The sequence below is a fragment of the Actinoplanes sandaracinus genome, assembly GCF_030009775.1.
GTDB classification, from domain to species: domain Bacteria; phylum Actinomycetota; class Actinomycetes; order Mycobacteriales; family Micromonosporaceae; genus Actinoplanes; species Actinoplanes sandaracinus.
The window spans coordinates 1-18,469 of sequence record NZ_JASCTH010000053.1; the positions used below are offsets into that span (position 1 = coordinate 1).

General features: G+C 69.7%; 16 protein-coding genes and 1 pseudogene. 12 read left to right on the forward strand and 5 right to left on the reverse strand.

Annotated elements, in window-relative coordinates:
• The first annotated feature begins 211 nt into the window (after positions 1-211).
• The 4 genes and pseudogenes from QLQ12_RS44835 (at position 212) to QLQ12_RS44850 (ending at position 4,045) form a co-directional block, all read left to right on the forward strand.
• On the forward strand, positions 212-1,687 hold the full coding sequence (locus tag QLQ12_RS44835) for a PH domain-containing protein (RefSeq protein WP_282767194.1): 1,476 nt from the start codon (positions 212-214) through the stop codon (positions 1,685-1,687).
• A gap of 454 nt (positions 1,688-2,141) precedes the next feature.
• Positions 2,142-2,381: pseudogene (locus QLQ12_RS44840) on the forward strand (IS5/IS1182 family transposase); the annotation flags it as partial.
• Between the two features lie 108 nt (positions 2,382-2,489).
• On the forward strand, positions 2,490-3,266 hold the full coding sequence (locus QLQ12_RS44845; protein WP_282767195.1) for a hypothetical protein: 777 nt from the start codon (positions 2,490-2,492) through the stop codon (positions 3,264-3,266).
• A 296-nt stretch (positions 3,267-3,562) separates the two neighbouring features.
• Positions 3,563-4,045, forward strand: coding sequence for a hypothetical protein (locus tag QLQ12_RS44850; protein WP_282767196.1), 483 nt, complete (start codon positions 3,563-3,565; stop codon positions 4,043-4,045).
• Positions 4,046-4,272: 227 nt separating this feature from the next.
• On the opposite strand, the gene QLQ12_RS44855 is transcribed toward QLQ12_RS44850, so the two are convergent.
• Positions 4,273-5,073 (reverse strand): hypothetical protein, encoded by an 801-nt coding sequence (locus QLQ12_RS44855; RefSeq protein WP_282767197.1) that lies wholly within the window; start codon positions 5,071-5,073, stop codon positions 4,273-4,275.
• 329 nt (positions 5,074-5,402) lie between these two features.
• Here QLQ12_RS44855 and QLQ12_RS44860 point away from each other — a divergent pair, with 329 nt between their 5' ends.
• The 3 genes from QLQ12_RS44860 to QLQ12_RS44870 all read left to right on the forward strand — a co-directional run bounded on the left by QLQ12_RS44860 (position 5,403) and on the right by QLQ12_RS44870 (position 6,738).
• On the forward strand, positions 5,403-5,564 hold the full coding sequence (locus QLQ12_RS44860; protein WP_282767198.1) for a hypothetical protein: 162 nt from the start codon (positions 5,403-5,405) through the stop codon (positions 5,562-5,564).
• Positions 5,565-5,709: 145 nt separating this feature from the next.
• Positions 5,710-6,000 carry a HEAT repeat domain-containing protein gene (locus tag QLQ12_RS44865; RefSeq protein WP_282767199.1) on the forward strand — a complete coding sequence of 97 codons (291 nt, stop codon included), beginning with the start codon at positions 5,710-5,712 and terminating at the stop codon, positions 5,998-6,000.
• A gap of 78 nt (positions 6,001-6,078) precedes the next feature.
• Complete coding sequence (locus tag QLQ12_RS44870; protein WP_282767200.1) at positions 6,079-6,738, forward strand: HAD family hydrolase; 660 nt, start codon at positions 6,079-6,081, stop codon at positions 6,736-6,738.
• A 140-nt stretch (positions 6,739-6,878) separates the two neighbouring features.
• Here QLQ12_RS44870 and QLQ12_RS44875 read toward each other — a convergent pair whose 3' ends face one another.
• Positions 6,879-7,328, reverse strand: coding sequence for a hypothetical protein (locus tag QLQ12_RS44875; protein ID WP_282767201.1), 450 nt, complete (start codon positions 7,326-7,328; stop codon positions 6,879-6,881).
• A 37-nt stretch (positions 7,329-7,365) separates the two neighbouring features.
• On the reverse strand, positions 7,366-8,082 hold the full coding sequence (locus QLQ12_RS44880) for an alpha/beta fold hydrolase (protein ID WP_282767202.1): 717 nt from the start codon (positions 8,080-8,082) through the stop codon (positions 7,366-7,368).
• A gap of 265 nt (positions 8,083-8,347) precedes the next feature.
• Between QLQ12_RS44880 and QLQ12_RS44885 the strand changes: the two genes are divergently transcribed.
• From QLQ12_RS44885 to QLQ12_RS44895, 3 genes are all read left to right on the forward strand, one after another.
• A complete protein-coding gene (locus tag QLQ12_RS44885) occupies positions 8,348-9,706 on the forward strand; it encodes a gluzincin family metallopeptidase (RefSeq protein ID WP_282767203.1) in 1,359 nt (452 codons plus the stop codon).
• Between the two features lie 112 nt (positions 9,707-9,818).
• Positions 9,819-10,643, forward strand: coding sequence for a MerR family transcriptional regulator (locus QLQ12_RS44890; protein WP_282767204.1), 825 nt, complete (start codon positions 9,819-9,821; stop codon positions 10,641-10,643).
• A gap of 283 nt (positions 10,644-10,926) precedes the next feature.
• A complete protein-coding gene (locus QLQ12_RS44895) occupies positions 10,927-11,637 on the forward strand; it encodes an SAM-dependent methyltransferase (protein ID WP_282767205.1) in 711 nt (236 codons plus the stop codon).
• A 144-nt stretch (positions 11,638-11,781) separates the two neighbouring features.
• Here the strand turns inward: QLQ12_RS44895 and QLQ12_RS44900 are convergent, their stop codons facing one another.
• Entirely contained in the window at positions 11,782-12,564 is a 783-nt protein-coding gene (locus tag QLQ12_RS44900; protein WP_282767206.1) for an NPP1 family protein, read from the reverse strand.
• A gap of 292 nt (positions 12,565-12,856) precedes the next feature.
• Between QLQ12_RS44900 and QLQ12_RS44905 the strand changes: the two genes are divergently transcribed.
• Positions 12,857-15,013, forward strand: a complete 2,157-nt coding sequence (locus tag QLQ12_RS44905) for a putative bifunctional diguanylate cyclase/phosphodiesterase (protein WP_282767207.1) — start codon at positions 12,857-12,859, stop codon at positions 15,011-15,013.
• A gap of 120 nt (positions 15,014-15,133) precedes the next feature.
• Here QLQ12_RS44905 and QLQ12_RS44910 read toward each other — a convergent pair whose 3' ends face one another.
• Positions 15,134-15,595, reverse strand: coding sequence for a DoxX family protein (locus QLQ12_RS44910; RefSeq protein ID WP_407651708.1), 462 nt, complete (start codon positions 15,593-15,595; stop codon positions 15,134-15,136).
• Positions 15,596-15,888: 293 nt separating this feature from the next.
• Here QLQ12_RS44910 and QLQ12_RS44915 point away from each other — a divergent pair, with 293 nt between their 5' ends.
• Entirely contained in the window at positions 15,889-18,312 is a 2,424-nt protein-coding gene (locus QLQ12_RS44915; protein WP_282767208.1) for a glycoside hydrolase family 127 protein, read from the forward strand.
• Positions 18,313-18,469 lie beyond the last annotated feature (157 nt).

Here is an 18,469-nt window from a genome sequence, read left to right on the forward strand (position 1 = left end):
TGCAATCCAGCGCGGCCGACCCAAACCCCAAGGCCGACACTTCGGAGAAGTCACTTCCCGGACCCGCCGAAACCCACCTTAGAGCAGACCCCGCCGCGGCCTCTTGACACAGAGGGGTGCCATGAGACGAAGTCGACCGAGGCCACCCCGGCGGACGCGACATGACGCCCGGCACCACCGTCCAGCCCCCGTCGATGCCCCGTGGGGCAGGTTGAACGCCCGGCTGATCCTGGTCAATCTCGGTGTTCTGGCCGCTCCGGTGGCCTTGCTCCTGACCAGCCTGCTCGTCACGGGCGGCCGGCTGAACCTTCAGGCCCTGATCATTCTGGCGTCGCTTCTCCTCATCTTCCTTGTCGTCTGCGGCATCAGCCTGATGCGCTACTTCACCACGCGGTACCGCATCACCCAGGAGCGCATCGAGCTGCACTCCGGTCTACTGTTCCGCAGCCGCCGGTCTATTCCGGTCGGCCGGGTCCGCAGCGTCGACCTGATCGCCAATCCGATGCACCGCGTCTTCGGCCTTACGACACTGCGGATCGACACGGGCGAGCAGAGTTCAGCCGCCGGGCGGCTGCGGCTGGACGGTATCGCCAGGGCGGACGCCGAAGCGCTGCGTCGCCGGATCGTCGAGCGACGCGACGCCACCGGCACCGGCACGGCCGGGGACGACGTGATCAGCCAGCTCGACTGGCGTTGGCTGCGGTACGCGCCGCTGACCGTGTGGGGCGTCGGCAGTGTCTTCGCCGGGTTCGGCACCGCGTACCGGATCCTGCACGAGATGAAGGTCGATCCGCTGCAACTCGGCATCGTCAAGGCGATCATCGACCGTTTCGGCGCTGTCCCCTTGTGGTTCGGGTTGCTGACCGCCACGGTGATCGTCCTGGCACTGGGCGTCCTCTGTTCCACTGCCGGCTACATCGAGAGCTGGTCCGGGTACCAACTACGCCGGCAGGACGATCGGATCGAGAGCCGCCGCGGGCTGCTGGTGACCCGGGCCGTCGGCATTCAGCGGCAGCGCCTGCGGGGTGTGGAACTGGTCGAACCGATGCCCCTGCGGTGGGCCGACGCCGCCAAGCTCAATGCTGTTGCCACCGGCCTGGGCAGCGTCGAGGACAACCGCCGGCGGCGTGCGCTGACCCCGCCGGTGCCGAGAGAAGAAGCCCTGCGCGTGGCCACCGAGATCATCGGGCAGGACTCCTCACTGATCGCCAGACGGGGCCTGACCGCCCACCCCCGCCTCGCGCTCTGGCGCCGGATCAACCGAGGTCTGACCACCGTCGCGCTCATCGCTGCTGTCCCGGTGGGGCTCGGGCTCTGGCTCAGCCCGACCCTCGTACGTATCGGCTGGATCAGCGCTCTGGCGTTGGCGCCGATCGCGGTGCTGCTGGCCTACGACGCCTATCGCACCCTGGGCCATCGCATCCGGGACCGCTATCTCGTCATCAGCTCCGGCCTATTCGCCCGTCGCGCCGTCGCCCTGGAACGGCAAGCCATCATGGGCTGGAGCGTCTCCCGGTCCTTCCTGCAGCGGCGCAGCGGGTTGATCACCTTAGGCGCGATCACCGCCGCCGGGGAAGGCATGTACAAGATCCGAGACGTCTCCCAGTCACACGGCCTCGCCACCGCCGAGGAAGCCATGCCAGGCATCCTCACCCCGTTCATTGAGCGAGTCCCGCCACGGAGCTGACTCCCCGACCAAACCCCGGCCACCCACGAAGTAGCGGCACGCCACTCAGGCTGCCGCTGGCGTGGCCAGTGGTGCGACCGACATCCGCTCCCCGGTAAAGCCGGACGTCGGCGGGAGCGAAGCCCCGGCTGCAGCGCGTGACTCGACCGGCGCGGTAGCAATGTCCCATCCCCCATGGGGCCGCGGGCACACTGCGCGGCGATGATGCGTCTGGTTGACACCATCGCCCACACCCGAGCACCCACGCATCCATCTCCCGCAGCCCCGACCGCTCCCGGGCCGCGTGGTCCGCTTGGTCAGCCGCGCCCGCACATCCGTGGTCCGCTTCTCAGGCTCGCCCGCGTCACCCCCTGCCCCTCCCCGCGCACCCACGTCCGGGGTGACGGCGGCTGCCGGGTCGGCGCTCACCGCGCCGACCGCCGGGCCCGGCGGTGGTCCGCGCCAGGCAAGGCCGGGTGCCGGCGGCAGCGTGCGTACGCCGTTCAAGCGGCGCCGTTTCCGGCCGAAGTTGTCACGACGGCAGGAGGCCGTGCACCGAGCGCACGCGAAAATCCGTGCTCGCGGTGAACGAGTCATCGCCACCCTCAAGACCGGGAAGACCCTGATCAAGCTGCGCTGCTGCCCGCGCCGTGCGACCGCGCTCGTGCGGGCCGCCCTCGTCCTGCACCACGGTGAAGCGAGCCACCCAGGATGAAATGGCTCACTACAGGGAGGCGGTGAAAGGGAGGTGAGACGGGGCGGACAGCGTCACACCTGCTCGCTATGGTGATGCGCCCGATTGCCATGATCTTGGAGCCGATATATGAGAACGCGTCGATCTGCCGTCGCCGGCCTGGCGCTCGCTACCGTAATCGCTGCGGGCGGGTGTAGCGGGGCCGGTGACGAGGGTGCCGGCCAGGGATCGCCCCCGGCCCCGACCGCCTCGATCGACCCGTCGGCCGAGCTGACCGCCGCGGCGAAGAAGCTGGAGGAGCAGTCGCTCCGGGTGGCGATGACCGTGCCCGGCGCGATGAACGTCTCCGGTGTCGCCGACGCGAAGAACAACAGGGCCGATCTGACCATGACGGGTGCCAAGGGCGGCGACAGCCGGGAGCTGAGGGTGCTCCTGGTCGGTACCGACTTCTACCTGCAGATCAAGGGGCCGCTAGGGGTCCGTACCGGCGTTGACGGGTTGTGGATGCGGTCCGACGCGTCGGAGCTCCCGGCCGACAACGTGCTCAATCCTGACAAGTTCATCGATGCTCAGGTCTTCATCGACGGTGTGAGGAAGGTGGAGAAGGTCGGGGCCGGCACCTTCAAGGGCTTGCTCGACCCGGTGACCTCACCGGCCGCGGACCCCGGGGCGTCGGCCTCGCCCGCTGCGGAGGCCGACGCGATGCCCTTCACCGCCCAGGTCGACGACCAAGGGCGGCTCACCGAATTGGTCATCGAGCCGTCCGCGTCCGACGCCCAGGGTGCCGCCGGGAGCGCGATGAAAGTGCGGTACTCGGACTTCGGCGCCCCGATCACGGTCGAGGCACCGAGCAGGGACAAGGTGCGCGAGATGCCGGCTGAGCTGCGCAAGGCGCTCCTGGGCTGATCGAGGGGGTGGGACGGCCCGGCCGGACGAGGTGCGACAGCGCGTGGGCGGGGCGGGGGCCGGTGTCATGGGGCGCCTGGTTCGAGGGACGGCCGGTCTACCGGTCTACCGGCATCTCACCGCCACTGACCCGCCGGGCGGGCGCTCGGCGCCGTCATCACCGAGGACATGCTGAACTGGCGAGCACGGCGAGGTGGTGGCGAGTTCTCACGCGAGTCATGGCATATGCCTGATTCGACGAACGACGAGCAGAATCTGCGGGAATCCTCCGCACTGCTGATGGCGTTCGAGGTTGATTGCGGGATGCTGGCACCGGCGCACCGGCGCACCGGCGCACCGGCGCACCGGCGCACCGGGTGTATGTGACCGGGTTGTCGGGCAGTGGCCGGTCCCGCAGCGATCTGACGTCCCGCGCGCGGGCGATCGCCTGCGCGATGGCGTCGCTGGAGTATGACCTGGTGCCGGGGGTGAAGCCGGAGGAGGTCGTGGACGGCTTCGACGAGCAGTTCCTGATCCCGGCCAGCTATCACGCGGATGTGGAACTGCCCTGGACGACCGCGGGCCACAGCGGTTTCGGGCCGGCCGGAATCGAGTCGTACGCCGGCGGGGACCGCACCCACGGCACGTGCGGGCCGTGGCCGGTGCCGGACGGCGCCCGGTTGCTGACCTTCACGCTGTACCGCCCGCCGCCATCTCCGCAGGAGCCGAGCACTCCGGCGGGAACCGTCGTGATCGACCTGGTGGCGCGTACGGCGCAGTGGACAGTCGCCGAATCCTGACCAAATGCTGCGCCGCCCCGGGACACGGAGCTGTGTCCTTGGTATTCACATCACCGTCACGGTGATGCCTGTCCAAACGTCCACGGAAGCGCGCCGGGCGTTAGCTTCAAGGAGAGGCAGGACAGCCGTATCGACAACGTACTGCTGAGGGACCGATGGCGACCGCCATAAAGCCTGGTTCCCGTGGCTCTGCCTGCTCGGCGCTGCCGGGACCTGTGCCGTTCGGGCTATTCCTCGGTTGGGGTCAGTGCCTGCTGCAGGTGTCGGAGGCCGTGGACTGTGCCGATACCGGCACGGTCATCGGGGTGGCTCGCGTAGAAGGCGATGGCGGCGGCCAGGAACGACGCGTCGACATGATGGGGGGTGATCCGGTTTGCGTTGCGGGTCAGGCCTCCCGTGCGCACGAGTTCGGGACGTCCATAGAGCATCCGTACCTCGGTCGGTCGTCCACTCGCTGCGTTGGCGTCTTGGACCGGGATCACACCCGGCGGGATCACCACGGTCTTCGTCCCGTCAGCTCGGCGGGCAACATGGGCCGCAGGCGTTGCTTGCCAGGGCACGAACACCGTGCCGACGGCGCGCCGGTCGTAAAGGCCGTCCGGGCGCAGGGAGATGTCGAAACCGACCCATGCCTGCACGTACAGCAAAGACGACACGATGACTTGCAGCGCCACCGTGCCGATGTCGAAGGACGACACGCCGTCCGTGCGCACCGAAGCGGCCACCTGCCCTACTCGGTCCGCAGCAATGAGCAGGAAACACAGGGCCGTGCAGACCGGTCCCGCGGCCGCCGGTGCGACGAACGCTGTCAGGTCCGGTCGCACGACGAACGCGGTCGGGCGGGCTTGACGGAAACTCTTCCCGGCCAGGACCAACAGCAGCACCGGGACCACGATCAGCCAAGTCAGCCTGACATCGCTGAACGGGTTCAGGGTGGTCAGTGTCGCCTCAATGACGGCGACGACGACACCCCCGAGCAGGATCGGTCGACGGTGACGCGCCGTGGCGTCGAGCATCCTGGCGATCATGTCCGTGACGGTACGAGAAGCGCCTATATGCTGGTCAGAGGCGATCAGCTGATGAATCATGACGACTAAGCCGAGATCATCTGACGCCTTCCCGTGGATCACATCCCGTTAGCGGCAGTTTCCGTTCGAATGACCTGATCATGGACGCTCCGTTGAGCGTCCATGATCAGGCCCGGTCAGCGGATGAGAATGGCCTGCTCAAATCCTTCGCGTTGCTTCGCCTCTGCTCTGTTCGGAGATCGCCTGAGCGGAAACCGGGGATGTCTGGCGCACGGCGACCAGATCATCTGCTTCTGGTGCGGTCCGCGACCGGCACAGGAGAGATCACGATGCGCTACGCCGGCTGCGTCCAGAACAGCTTCGGCAACGGTACGACCGTCCGCAAGCTGACCAAGACCGGCGTCGGTCCACTTGTCACCGGCCCCAACCGCGTGTACGGCGGCTTCTCCGGTCAGCCCGAGAACAACGACATGCTGCTGCCACACGACTGAGTACGGTGCGGGGCGGAGACGGACGGAGCGCGCGTTATCGGCGGAGGCATCAGTGCGTCCCGCTTCTGCTGATCTGCGATCCAGGGCAGCCCGTTCACGGGTCCGTTCTGATGCGAGCCAATGTGAAGCATCTATCTGCCAGATCGTGGCGCATGCCGAACACCCCGATCCACGGGTACGCGAGCAGGTCGCGGAAGAACTGTGTTCCGCGTTGATGAGTCCCGGCTCGGTGTCGGAAGGCGCGGACCTCCTGGCCACCCTGGCCAGAGACCATGACGTGCGCGTACGCGCGAGCGCGGTCAGAGTCCTGCGTGCCCACGCCTTCGATCATCCAGTGACAGGGCAGGCCATCGCCGTGAACCGAGATGACCCCGACCCGCACGTAAGGCTCGAGGTGCTGTCGGCCCTGGCCCGAAGCGGAGACGCCACGGCCTGAGCGGACCCTGGGGTGCGTCGGTGATGGTGCCGTCACTGCGTACGGAAGCGCGTTGATGCCTGTCATTACGCTGACGCGATGATCAACGACGTGGGTCTCGTCATCTTCGATTGCGACGGAGTGCTGGTCGACAGCGAACGGATCGCGGTGCGCGTCAACGTGGCTATCGCGGCGCAACTGGGCTGGCCACTGACGGCGGCCGAGGTCATCGATCGCTTCATCGGCCGTTCCCACGCGTCCATCGCTGAAATCATCGCCGCCCGGCTCGGTGATGAGGCGGCAGCGACCTGGACCGAGCGGTTCGAAGCCGAGCTCCGTCAGGCTGTGGACGCCGAGTTGGTCGCGGTGGACGGCGTCGTGGAGGCGTTGAGCCGGATCACCGTGCCGACCTGCGTGGCGTCCAGCGGTACGCATGAGAAGTTGCGGCACACCCTGGGCCGTACCGGCTTGTACCCGCACTTCGCCGGCCGGATCTTCAGCTCCACCGACGTGCCCCGCGGCAAGCCCGCCCCCGACCTGTTCCTGCACGCCGCAGCAAGGATCGGCGTGCGACCGCGGGCATGCGTGGTGGTGGAGGACAGCCAGTACGGGGTTCAGGCGGCTCGTGCCGCGGGCATGCGGTGCTTGGCCTATGCGGGCGGACTCACCGCCGTCGACCGGCTCGAAGGCCCCGGCACGACCGTCTTCGACGACATGCGAGATCTTCCAGCTTTGCTCGACAAGATCCGCACCCCGTAGACGTGATGACCGGGCGGCGTTCCGCTCCGATCAACCACTGAGGCGCAGATCGGATGCGCGCGGACCGTCAAGCCGGACCAAAGGCTGAACACGAGTCAGCGCCCGGCCGGGAGCGCGCCCGCGGCGTCGGCGAGACATGGTCAGGACCACGCGTCCGGGAACAGCGGCGGGAAGGTCAGGTCCGTGGCGGTCATGAAGAGCAGGTATGGCAGGAGCTGGACGACGGCGATCCCCGCGATCATCGCCGTCACGGTGGCGGCGGCCATTCGCGGCGGGTACGGCCGGGCGTCCCGGAACCGGCGCCACTGGCGCCGGTTCAGCAGGACGGAAGCCGTCAGCAGAACCGCGGTCCAGAAGATGATCTCGGCGACGGCGAACTTGGCCCCTGCCGGTCCGTACGGCGCGACGACATCGTTGTAGCGCACCGCGCGGACGTAGTAGGTGAGGTTGTCGATCACCGCCAGCGGCATGATCACGAAGTAGCCGATGATCAGGTTGCCGGCCAGCCATGCCAGGGCCACCCGGGCCGGGTGGGGACGGCGTCCGGAGGGAGCCTGGTCGGGAGCCGGCGTGCCGAGCGTCTCCGTCATGCCCGTCATTATGCGGGCCGCGGTCGATGGCCCGTGATCAGCCGGCCAGCGCGACAGCCTCCAGGATCGTCTCGGCGACGGCGGCCGGCTGCGAGACCGGCAAAGCGTGGCCGGCGCCGTCGATCTCCCGCCGGACCCGGCCCTCGGCCCGCTCGGCCATGAACCGCATCGCCTCGGCCGGGATGTTGCGGTCGGCGCTGCCCCACACGAAGAAGCCGGGCAGGCCACGCCATGCCGGCTCGCCCTCGGCCAGGCCCTCGGTGAGCGCGGCCTCGGTGACCGGCCGCTGGGTGACCGCCATCAGCGCCGCGACACGCGGGTCGACGTCGGCGGCGAACTGCTGCGGGAACTTCTCCGCCTCGATCGACAACTCGACGCCGCCGCCGGTCAGGGTACGCGGTACGACCGCTCCGCCCAGCGTGCTGCCCTCGAACTTGCCGGACAGCTCCAGCGCGCTCTCGCCGGCGTCCGGGGTGAACGCGGCCACATAGACCAGCGCCGTGACGGCGTCGAGGCCGGCCGCCGCGGCGGTGATCACCTGGCCGCCATACGAGTGACCGACCAGGATCACCGGCCGGCCCAGCGAGGTCACCACGTCGCGGACGTAGGCGGCGTCACCGGAGAGGCTGCGCAGCGGGTTCGCCACCGCCAGAGCGGTCACGCCCTGTTCGGTGAGCCGCTCGATGACCCCGTTCCAGCTGGCCGACTCGGCGAACGCGCCGTGCACCAGGACGACTACCGGCTTCTCGGACATGACTACCTCCCGTGGATGTATCAACGGCAGCGAAACTACGGGCGCGTTGTTCACTCCCAGTGGCAAACAAGTGCATCGCCGCGCGGCCGGTCCTCCGCTCGCCCTCACCGCTGCGGGTCCGGACGGGCGAAAACCCTGTTCGTCAGCCGTTTTCCGCACCCTGAGGTTGGTCTTTGGGATGGTTCTTGGACAGTGTCGTTGACTTTGCCGCGGCGGAGGAATCCGCTGGAGGCCTCAAATGAATCAACAGCGGGCGGAGGCTCCCATGTCCCTTGAACTCGATCGCAGACTCGCGGACGTCGGCACTCGATTCCGGATCTTCCCGCAACCCCGGTTTCTGCAGAAGGCGGACGGGTCCGGGCCTCTCTTCGCCGAGCCTGAGCAGGTCATCGTCTCCGTCGAACCGGCCGCGATGCGGCCCGGGCCCGGCGACGACCGGATGTTCGTGATCGACGCCATCGGCAAGATGCCCTACAACAACTTCTTCCGGCCACCCTATCGGGGTGCGGCCCGGCCACCCGTCCAGCCGGGCGGCGACGGCCATTTCGATCACCTCGACCCGGCGAGCCGGGAATTCTCGGCGGCCACCATGTATGCGACCGTCCGGCGAGTCCTCGACATCTGGGAGGACTATTTCGGGCGTACGATTCAATGGCATTTCGAGTCTGATTTTGATCGTCTCGAACTGATTCCGTTGATCGAGTGGAACAACGCCCAGTCCGGTTACGGTTTCCTGGAGTTCGGGTTCGGCCGCTCCCCGAACGGCACGACCGATCACACCCGGCCGTTCTGCGAGAACTTCGACGTCCTCGCCCACGAGCTCGGCCACAGCATCATCTTCGCCGAGGTCGGTGTGCCGGCCAGCCCGCTCGACGAGGGCATCGACTACGGCGGCATGCACGAGTCGGCCGGCGACCTGGTCGCGATCGTGGCGTCACTGCACTTCCACTCGGTCGTCGACCATCTGCTGGAGGCCACCAAGGGCAACCTGCTCACCGTCAACGGCCTGGACCGGGTGGGTGAGCTGTCGGACAGCCGGGAGATCCGGGTCGCGCTCAACCCGCTGCGCATGTCCGACGTCGGCGACGAGCCGCACGACCGGTCACTGCCGTTGACCGGGGCCGTCTTCGACACCATGGTCGAGGTGTTCCAGCACGACCTGGTCGCGAAGAAGCTGATCACCGACGACCTGCGGGTGCGGTCGACGAACCTGCCCGGCTCGGTGCACGACCTGACCGAGATCCAGGCCCAGTTCACCTCCTCGTACACCGGCAACGAGGCCGCGTTCAAGGAGTCGCTGCTGCGGGCCCGCGACTACCTGGGCCGGCTGCTCGCGGTCACCTGGAGCGACATCTCGCCGGACTTCCTCACCTACCACGGCATGCTGCGGGCGATCCTGCGGGCCGACCGGGAGATCACCGGCGGGGACAACGCGCAGATCATCCGGGAGTGCTTCGCGTGGCGGGAGATCGCGCCGGTGCCGACGTCGATGCTGTTGCGCCCGCGCACTCTGACGTCGTGCGGGCTCGCGGCCGCCGAGCGCGCGCCAGCGCCGCACGGGCGTGGTCACGCGATCCCGTCGCCGCGCTCCGACGGGTCGGCGCTGCCGGCCGGCCGGTCCTGAGAGAGCGGGCCGAACGGCCGCCGGAACGGGCCGACTCGCCCAGCCGCCGTCCCCGGCTTGACTCTCCTGCCAGGGGAGACTCGAGCATCGATGGGGAACGGAGGAACCCAGCATGGACGACCTGATCCCGATCGGGCGCTTCTCCCGGATGAGCCGGCTGTCGGTCAAGGCCCTGCGCTTCTACGACGAGCAGGGCCTGCTCGCCCCGGCCTGGGTCGACCCGGTGTCGGGCTACCGCTACTACCGGCGGGCCCAGGCCGGGCGGGCCGAGGCGATCCGGGTGCTGCGCACGATCGACATGCCGGTCGGAGAGATTCGCGACCTGCTCGCCGACGACGACCCGGAGCTGACCGGCAAGCGCCTCACCGCGCACCGGGAGCGGCTGCGGGCCCGGCTCGCCGAGCAGGAGCGGATGCTGCGGTTCCTCGAAGGTCTCATCGATCGAGGAGGACGTGTCATGCCCTACGAAGTCACCGTCAAGGAGGTCGCCGCCGTCACGGTGGCGAGCCTGACCCTGCGCACCAGCCTCGCCGCGATCGGCGCCGACATGGGCCGCGGCTTCGGCACGGTCGTCAGTGCCATCGGCGTCGCCGGCGCCGAGCCCGCCGGGGCGCCGTTCGTCGTCTATCACGACGTCATCGACGAGCAGACCGCCGGAGACATCGAGATCTGCGTCCCGGTCCCGGCCGGCACCGCCCTGCCCGACGGCCCGGTCCGCTACCGCGAAGTCCCCGGCGGCCCGATCGCCGCCACCGTGCACCGCGGCCCCTACCAGGAGATCAGCCCCGCCTATCACGTGGTCACCGGCTGGATCGAGCAGCAGGGCGTGAAACCGGCGGGCGCCCCGCGCGAGGTCTACCTCAACGACCCGCAGACGGTCACCCCCGACGAGTTGCTCACCGAGGTCCAGTTCCCCATCGACAAAGCGCCCGGCTGACCGGCGCCCCAACCCCAGATCAAATTCCACCGATTCCGTACGGCTACGAAGAGTCCCCGGCCTACCGCGCGAGGCCCGGCCCACTCCGGGCCGCGGCGCGACCACCGGGCGGGGTGGGTGGTCGTTGTCATGGCCGCTCGTCCCGTCTGGGCGGGGGTGTGAGTATCGGGCGGGGTGGGTGGTCGTTGTCATGGCAGCCCGTCCCGCCCGGGCGGGACGGGCTGCCGCCCGGTGCGGACAGTCCACGTAGGACGTCCCGTTCGGTCTGCCGTACTGTGTGCCGATGGCCGACGACGATTCCGGAATGTACTTCGCCGCGGCAGCGGCCGGTCTGCGCTACAACTCCCCGCTGGGCGAGGGCCGAGTGACCGATCTGGTCCGGCGGCTGACCCCCACCGGGGCCGGCTGGCGGGCCCTGGATCTGGGCTGCGGCAACGGCGAAATGCTGATGCGGCTGGCCCGGTCCTACGACATCGCCGGCGTCGGTGTCGAGCGTGACCCCGACGACGGTGAACGTGCCCGGAAACGCGCGACGGAGCTCGGGCTCGCCGAGAAGGTCACCTTCCACACCGGGAACGCGGCCGACTGGGACGAGCCCGCCGAACTCGTCGTCAACGTCGGCGCCGGTTACGTCTGGGGTGACACCGGCGACGCTCTCGCCGCGCTGCACCGTCTCACCAAGCCGGGCGGCAGGCTGCTGTTCGCCGACGCCTTCTACCAGACCGACCCCGGCGACCGTCTCCGCGAGACCTTCGGCGACCTGCCCGACCTGGCCTCGCTCGCGCAGTCGGCGGTCGACGCCGGATTCCGGCCCCTGCACATCGCCGAGTCGACCCTGGCCGAGTGGGACGACTTCGAGTCCGACTGGCGCGCCCACATCGAAGACCTCGGCACCCCGGAGGCCCGGGCGTTCGCCGACCAGCGCCGGATCGGTTACCTCACCGGTTACCGGGGAGTCGTCGGTTTCGGCTGGCTGGTCCTGACCCCGGCCTGATCCTCACCCCCCGCCCGATCCTTACCGCCGCCGGATCCCCACTAGGGCCTGATTTTCACCAGAGCTGACGAGCGCCGCCCGAGCGGTCCGGCCGCCGCGCTCACCAGCGAGCGCGGCGGCCGTACCCCGCCGGGTCTGAAGGGGTTATGCGGAGGGGTTGAAGGCGATGCCGGACGGCATCGCCTCGGTGATCAGGTTGACGAAGCTGCCGTCCTTGAGCCCGAAGTGCGCGCTTCCGAAGTTGTGGCTGGTCAGGGTGTTGCGGATGCTGGTGGACGGGAAGCCGTTCCAGCCGACCAGCGACGGGTGCTGCCACGTCCGGTGCGCGTTCTCCGGCGGTTCGTCGTTGGAGTTGGCGAGCCGGAAGGCGTGCGTGCGGATGCCGTCCTTGTGGTAGACGATCTTCGGGTGGTCGCCGCTCCACCGCACACTGCTCGCGGGGGCGATGGCGAAGTCGCCGTGCGCCGAGGTGGCGACATATCGGGCGACGCCGTTCTGCACCCAGACGACGACGTGTTCCCAGTCGTGGCGGTGGCCGCCGATCGACGTGCCCGGCAGCGCCTGGTCCTTCTCGAAGTAGAGGCCGTACGCGATGGCACACCACCCGTTGTTGCATTTGTGGCGGGCGTAGCCGTTGGTGTTGTCCAGGTCGGAGGCGTCGCGGCAACCGCCGCTGAGCGACCCGGACGGCTTGAGACCGCCGTTGACGACGCCGGTCGGGCCGATGGCCGCGGTGGGGTAGCAGCCGTCGGTGTCGTAGTCGTACGCCGGCTGCCATCTGGTCTCGACGGCGTCGGCGTTGCCGGGCAGCGCGGCCGGGGGAGCGGCGAGGGCGGGGGTGGCCGTGGCGGCGACGACGGCCAGGGCGGCGCCGGCGACGAACGCCGAGCGCAGCGCCCGCCTGCGGAGATGGGATCGGAGGGACATCAGGCTCCTTCGCCGGATCGATCGGGGGTGATCGTTACCGGCAGATCTCCGCACGGCCGCCGGGGTGTGGAGCGTCGGCCGGGCTGCGCGGGGATCAACGCTCGGCGAACACTTCGTCCCGTGAGGCCGGCGTTTACCCGCCGGTAACAATTGCGATCAGCTTGGCGGTTCGCGCCGCGCAGGGCAATAGCTGTTTCTCGATCCGTGCGACGCCGTCGCCGCGTCGCGGGCCGGCCGGCCTCACATCGCCCCGCCACGGGCCGACTGTGGAAGAGTGAGGGTTCCTCGCCGTGTGTTACTGCCGCTCGTCGCGTTCCTGCCGCTGCAGGTCGCGGCATGGGCGCATCCGGGTTGGTACCCGGTGATCCTCGGACTGTCGCTGGCGGTCCTGGACGGAGCCGGGGCGTACTACCTGACCCGGGTGGCCCGCCTCGGTCTCAACGCGGTGCCCTGCCGGATCGGGGCGGTCGCGCGCGGCGTCGGCGTGTGCAACGCGGTGTCGCTCATGGGCTGGCTGGCGGGTGGGCCCACGTTCCTGTGGTGGATCGCCGTCGCGACGCACATCAGTGGGATGGCCCTGCTCGGACTGGCCACGCTGATCGGCCCGCTGCTCCGCCTGAGCGGACCGCACCGGCAGGCGTTCGTGGCCGAGATGGTGGCGATCGGCGCCGCCGCCGTGATGCTGATCTGGTTCGTCGGCCTCGACCCCGACCTGCTGCGCGACGGTTCCGGCAAGGAGTGGCTCATCCTGATCGGCCTGCCGATCGCCGACCTGATGCTGGCCATGGCGATCGCCGCGATGCTGCTGCGCGGTGTGGTCGGACACTGGCGGGATCCGATCACGATTCTGGTCGCCGGCATGGCGCTCGCGATCCTGGCCGACACCAACTGGGCGGTCGGCCTGCCCGGCGGGACGGCGAGCCTGGTCGGTCCGTTCGGCGGCGTCCTCGTGGTGTCGGCGCATCTGCTGCTCACCCTGTCGCCGCTGATGTCGGCCTCCGGCGTCGGCAGCACCACCGACCGGGCGCGGCGCGCCGGCCCGCCCGGCTGGGTGGCGTACCTGCCGCTGGCCGCCCTGGTGACCGGGGTCGCCCTGTTGCTCGTGGTGATCGTGACGGTGTCGGGCTGGCTGCGGTGGAGCGGCCTCGTTGTCGCCACCGTGGTCATGATCATCGCGGTGGCCTTCCGGCAGTGGCTGGCGTTGCGCGCGAGCCGGGCGCTGGCCGGCCGGGACCCGGTGACCGGGCTCGCCAACCGGGCGGGCATGAAGGAGGCGCTGGCGCGGGTGGTCCGCGAGCGGGATCCGTTCGCGGTGCTGGCGATCTCGGTGGCCGGGCCGGTGGCCACGGACCCGGCCGCGTCCCATGCCGTGGCCGCGCTGCTCCGGGCCGGCGTCCGGTCCGAGGACGTCGTCGCCCGGCTGGGCCCGGACACGTTCGGGGTGCTGCTGAGTGAGGCGGGCACGGCCGCCGAGGCGACCGTCGCGGCGCAGCGCATCCTCGCCGCGGCCGGGGACGCGGAGGTCCGGTGCGGTGTCGGGGTGGCCGTGGCCCGCGTCGGCGAGCCGGCCAAGACGGTGCTGCGCAACGCCGAGATCGCCATGAACCATGCGGCGCGCGCGGCGACGGCGACCTTCGTCGTCCACGAGCCGTCGATGAACGACCGGCGGGCGGCGGACGCGGCCCTGGCCGAAGCTCTGGAGGGCGCGCTCCAGCGTGCCGAGTTCACCGTGCTCTACCAGCCCATCGTCGACCTCGCGAGCGGGCGGGTGGTGGCGGCCGAGGCACTGTTGCGCTGGAACCACCCGCTGCTCGGGGCGGTGCCACCGGCCACGTTCATCCCGGTCGCCGAACGCTCCGGCGAGATCGTCGGCATCGGCCGCTGGGTGCTGGAGCAGGCGGTCGACGAGGTGGCCCGGTGGCGCCGGGCCGGCCTCCCGCTGTCGGTGACGGTCAACGTCTCGCCGCGGCAACTGCGGGAGCCGCAACTGGCCCGGGACGTGCTCGCCGTGCTCGCGCGCGCCGGTGCGCCGCCGGAGAGCCTGGTGGTCGAGGTGACCGAGTCGGCGATGGTCGACGAGGCCGTCGAGATCGCGGCGTTGCGGCGGCTCCGGGCGGAGGGGGTGCGCATCGCCATCGACGACTTCGGAACCGGGTACTCGTCGTTGCAGTACCTGACGCGCCTTCCGGTGGACGTCCTGAAGATCGACCGGAGTTTCGTCGCGCAGCTCGACGGCACCGCCGAGGGCGCGGCCATCGCCGAGGCCGTCATCCGGCTGGCGCAGATCCTGCGGCTGACCACCGTCGCCGAGGGCATCGAAACCGAACGGCAGGCGGCCGAACTGCTCGACCTGGGCTCAGAGCGGGGGCAGGGCTATCTGTTCTCCCGCCCGGTCGCGCCGGAGCAGATCCTCGCGCTGGTCCGGGCGGAGGAGGACGTCGCGGCGTGAGGCTCTTCCCGGGTGACCGCTGGGCGTCGCCTCACTTCCCGAGGTGCGCTTCACTTTCCCGGGGCGAGGTGGGCGTCGCGGCGTGACAAGTCCCGGCCACCTGTGTGGCCGGGACTTCTCTCATACCTTGCTGGCGGCCGGCTCGCTGATCCGGTCGCCGGTGGTCACCGCTGCGGAGCCCGGCCGGCGGCCGCTGATCAGCGCGTCGAGCGACCAGGGGCCGGCGCCGACCGCGGCGATGAGCAGGAACGCCCAGGCGTACAGGGCCGCGCTCACGCCGCCGTTCTCGAGCGGCGTCAGGCCGTCCGGCTGGTGGACGACGAAGTAGGCGTAGGCCATCGATCCGGAGGCGAGGATCGCGGCCGGGCGGGTGGCGAGGCCGAGCAGGACGAGAGCTCCGCAGGCGAGCTGGATGAGGGCGGCGTACCAGCCGGGCCAAGTGCCGACGGGGATCGGCTCGCCGGTGCCCCGGCTGCCGCCGAGGAGGCCGAACAGGCCGGCGAGCCCGTGGCAGGCGAACAGCAGGCCGATGACGACGCGGAACATCGGCCAGACGATGCGGGCGATACGGGGGGAAGACAATAGATGCTCCTCTGCGTGGAATTGGGCTTTCCTGGCAATCCACATTAGATGCCACCCTGATAGAGGATCTTAAATTTCATCTAAGAAACCCGACGTCCGGCAATCTGTTCGTAACGAGTTCAACATCTTGCCGAAAACGTTTTCGTAAGGCAGCGTGGCCCGCAGGCGAGCCGCACCACGGGGGTAGACGTGCGGGGAGTGCCCCGGATGGCCACACGCTCACGAAACAGAGATTTACTCCGGGTGTGGTCTCCGCTCAAGCATCGAGGTATGTCGATCGCGGAGGTGTCTCCATGCGTTTCCACCGTCGTACCGTCCTGATCGCCGGCGCCGCCGGTGCCGTGGGCGCTGTCGTGCCGGGCGGCGCGGTCCACGCCGCCCGCCCGGACATCGGCGTCACGGCGTACGCGTTCCCCCTCGCCGCTGTCCGCCTGGGCGCCGGCCCGTTCGCCGACAACGCCGCCCGAACCCACGCCTACCTGCGGTTCCTCGACCCCGACCGGCTGCTGCACATGTTCCGGGTGACCGCCGGTCTGCCGTCGTCGGCGACACCGTGCGGCGGCTGGGAGTCACCGTCCACCGAACTGCGCGGCCACTCCCTCGGCCACGTCCTCACCGCGCTGGCCCAGGCATGGGCGAGCACCGGAGAGGCGGCGTTCAAGACCAAGGGCGACCACCTGGTCGCTCAGCTCGCGCTCTGTCAGCGGCCGAACGGATACCTGTCGGCGTACCCGGAGAGCTTCATCGACCGGCTGGAGACCGGCCAGCAGGTGTGGGCGCCCTACTACACACTTCACAAGATCGTGCAGGGCCTGCTCGACTGGCACCAGCTCACCGGCAACAACCAGGCGCTCACCGTTCTGCTGCGCAAGGCCGCCTGGGTGCAGGCCCGCAACGGCCGGCTCACCCACACGCAACGCCAGCAACTGTTGCGGGTCGAGTTCGGCGGCATCGGCGAGACGCTGTTCAACCTGTACCAGCTCACCGAAGACCCGGTGCACCTGTTCACCGCCCAGTACTTCGACCACGCCCAGGTGCTCGACCCGCTGGCGAGCAACGTGGACGCGCTGGCCGGGTTCCACGCCAACACGCAGATCCCGAAGGCGATCGGGGCGATCCGCGGGTTCCACGCCACCGGCGACACCCGGTACCGCGACATCGCGGTCAACTTCTGGAACTTCGTGACACGCCAGCACTCGTACGCGATCGGCGGCAACTCCAACGGCGAGTACTTCCAGGCCCCGAACCGGATCGCGAGCGAACTCTCCGACACCACCTGCGAGTGCTGTAACTCGTACAACATGGTGAAGTTGACCCGGCAGTTGTTCTTCACCGACCCGGGCCGCGCCGCCGAACTCATGGACTTCTACGAGAAGGCGCTCTACAACCACCTGCTCGGGGCGCAGAACCCGAACTCGGCGCACGGCCATCACTGCTACTACGTGCCGCTGCGGGCCGGCGGCATCAAGACATACAGCAACGACTACGACAACTTCACCTGCTGTCACGGCACCGGCATGGAGACCGGCACCAAGTTCGGCGACAGCATCTACTTCCACAACGGCACCACGTTGTACGTCAACCTGTTCGTCGCGTCCACCTTGACCTGGCCCGGCCGGGGCATCACCGTCCGCCAGGACACCGCCTATCCGGAGACCAGCACCTCGCGGCTGACCATCACCGGCTCCGGGGCCATCGACCTGCGGATCCGCATCCCGGCCTGGACCAGCGGGGCCCAGATCAAGGTCAACGGCATCCTCACCGGCACACCCGCGCCCGGCAGCTATCTGACGATCAACCGCACCTGGGCCGGTGGTGACACCGTCGACATCAGCCTGCCGATGGCACTGAGCCTGGAACCGGCGCCCGACAACCCGGCCGTCCGCGCGGTCCGGCACGGGCCGATCGTGCTGGCCGGCCAGTTCGGCGCCACCAACCTCAGCGCCCTGCCCACCCTCGACCCGTCCTCGCTGTGGGCGACGACCACACCGCTGGAGTACACGGCCGGATCGGTGCTGCTCCGGCCGTTCTACAAGACCCACGGCCAGCGGTACTCCGTCTACTGGAACGTCGCCGCCACCGTCGCGACCGAGGCCCGTTACCCGTTCGACGAGCCGTCCGGGACGGTGGCGATCGACGCCACCGGCAACGGCTGGAACGGCGTCCTCGCCGGCGGGGCCACCCGCACCGCGGGGCGCAACGGCAGCGCGGTCCTGCTCAACGGCGGCAGCGGGTATGTCAGCCTGCCCGCCGGCATCCTGGCCGGCGCCACCGCGTTCACGATCGCCACCTGGGTGCGTCTCGACGCCGCCACCACCTGGACCCGGATCTTCGACTTCGGCAGCGGCACCGGGGCCAACATGTTCCTCACCCCGCGCAGCGGCTCCGGCACCGCGCGGTACGCCATCACCAGCGGCGGAGCCGGGGCCGAGCAGCGCATCGACGCCCCCGCCGCGCTGCCGGCCGGCGCGTGGACGCACGTCGCCGTCACCCACACCGGCAACCTCGGGGTGCTCTACGTCAACGGCTCCGAGGTCGCCCGCAACACCGCGCTGACGGTACGGCCGTCCGCGCTCGGTGTCACCGGCCAGAACTGGATCGGCCGTTCCCAGTACGCCGGTGATCCCTATCTGGCCGCGGCCGTCGACAGCTTCCGGGTCCACGGGCGGGCGCTGTCCGCGGCCGAGATCGCGCAGTTGCACGCCACCGGCCAGTAGGGCACCGGTTCTCGCGGGGCCCGTGTTCCGGAAAGTCCTGCTCCGTTCCAGCCCTGTCCCGTTCCCGTTCCGGCTCGGCCCGTGCCGGGGGCCTCGCTCCGGTGGGGTCCTGTTCCGGCACGGCCCCTGTTCTCACTCCGGCAAGGCCCCTGTTTCC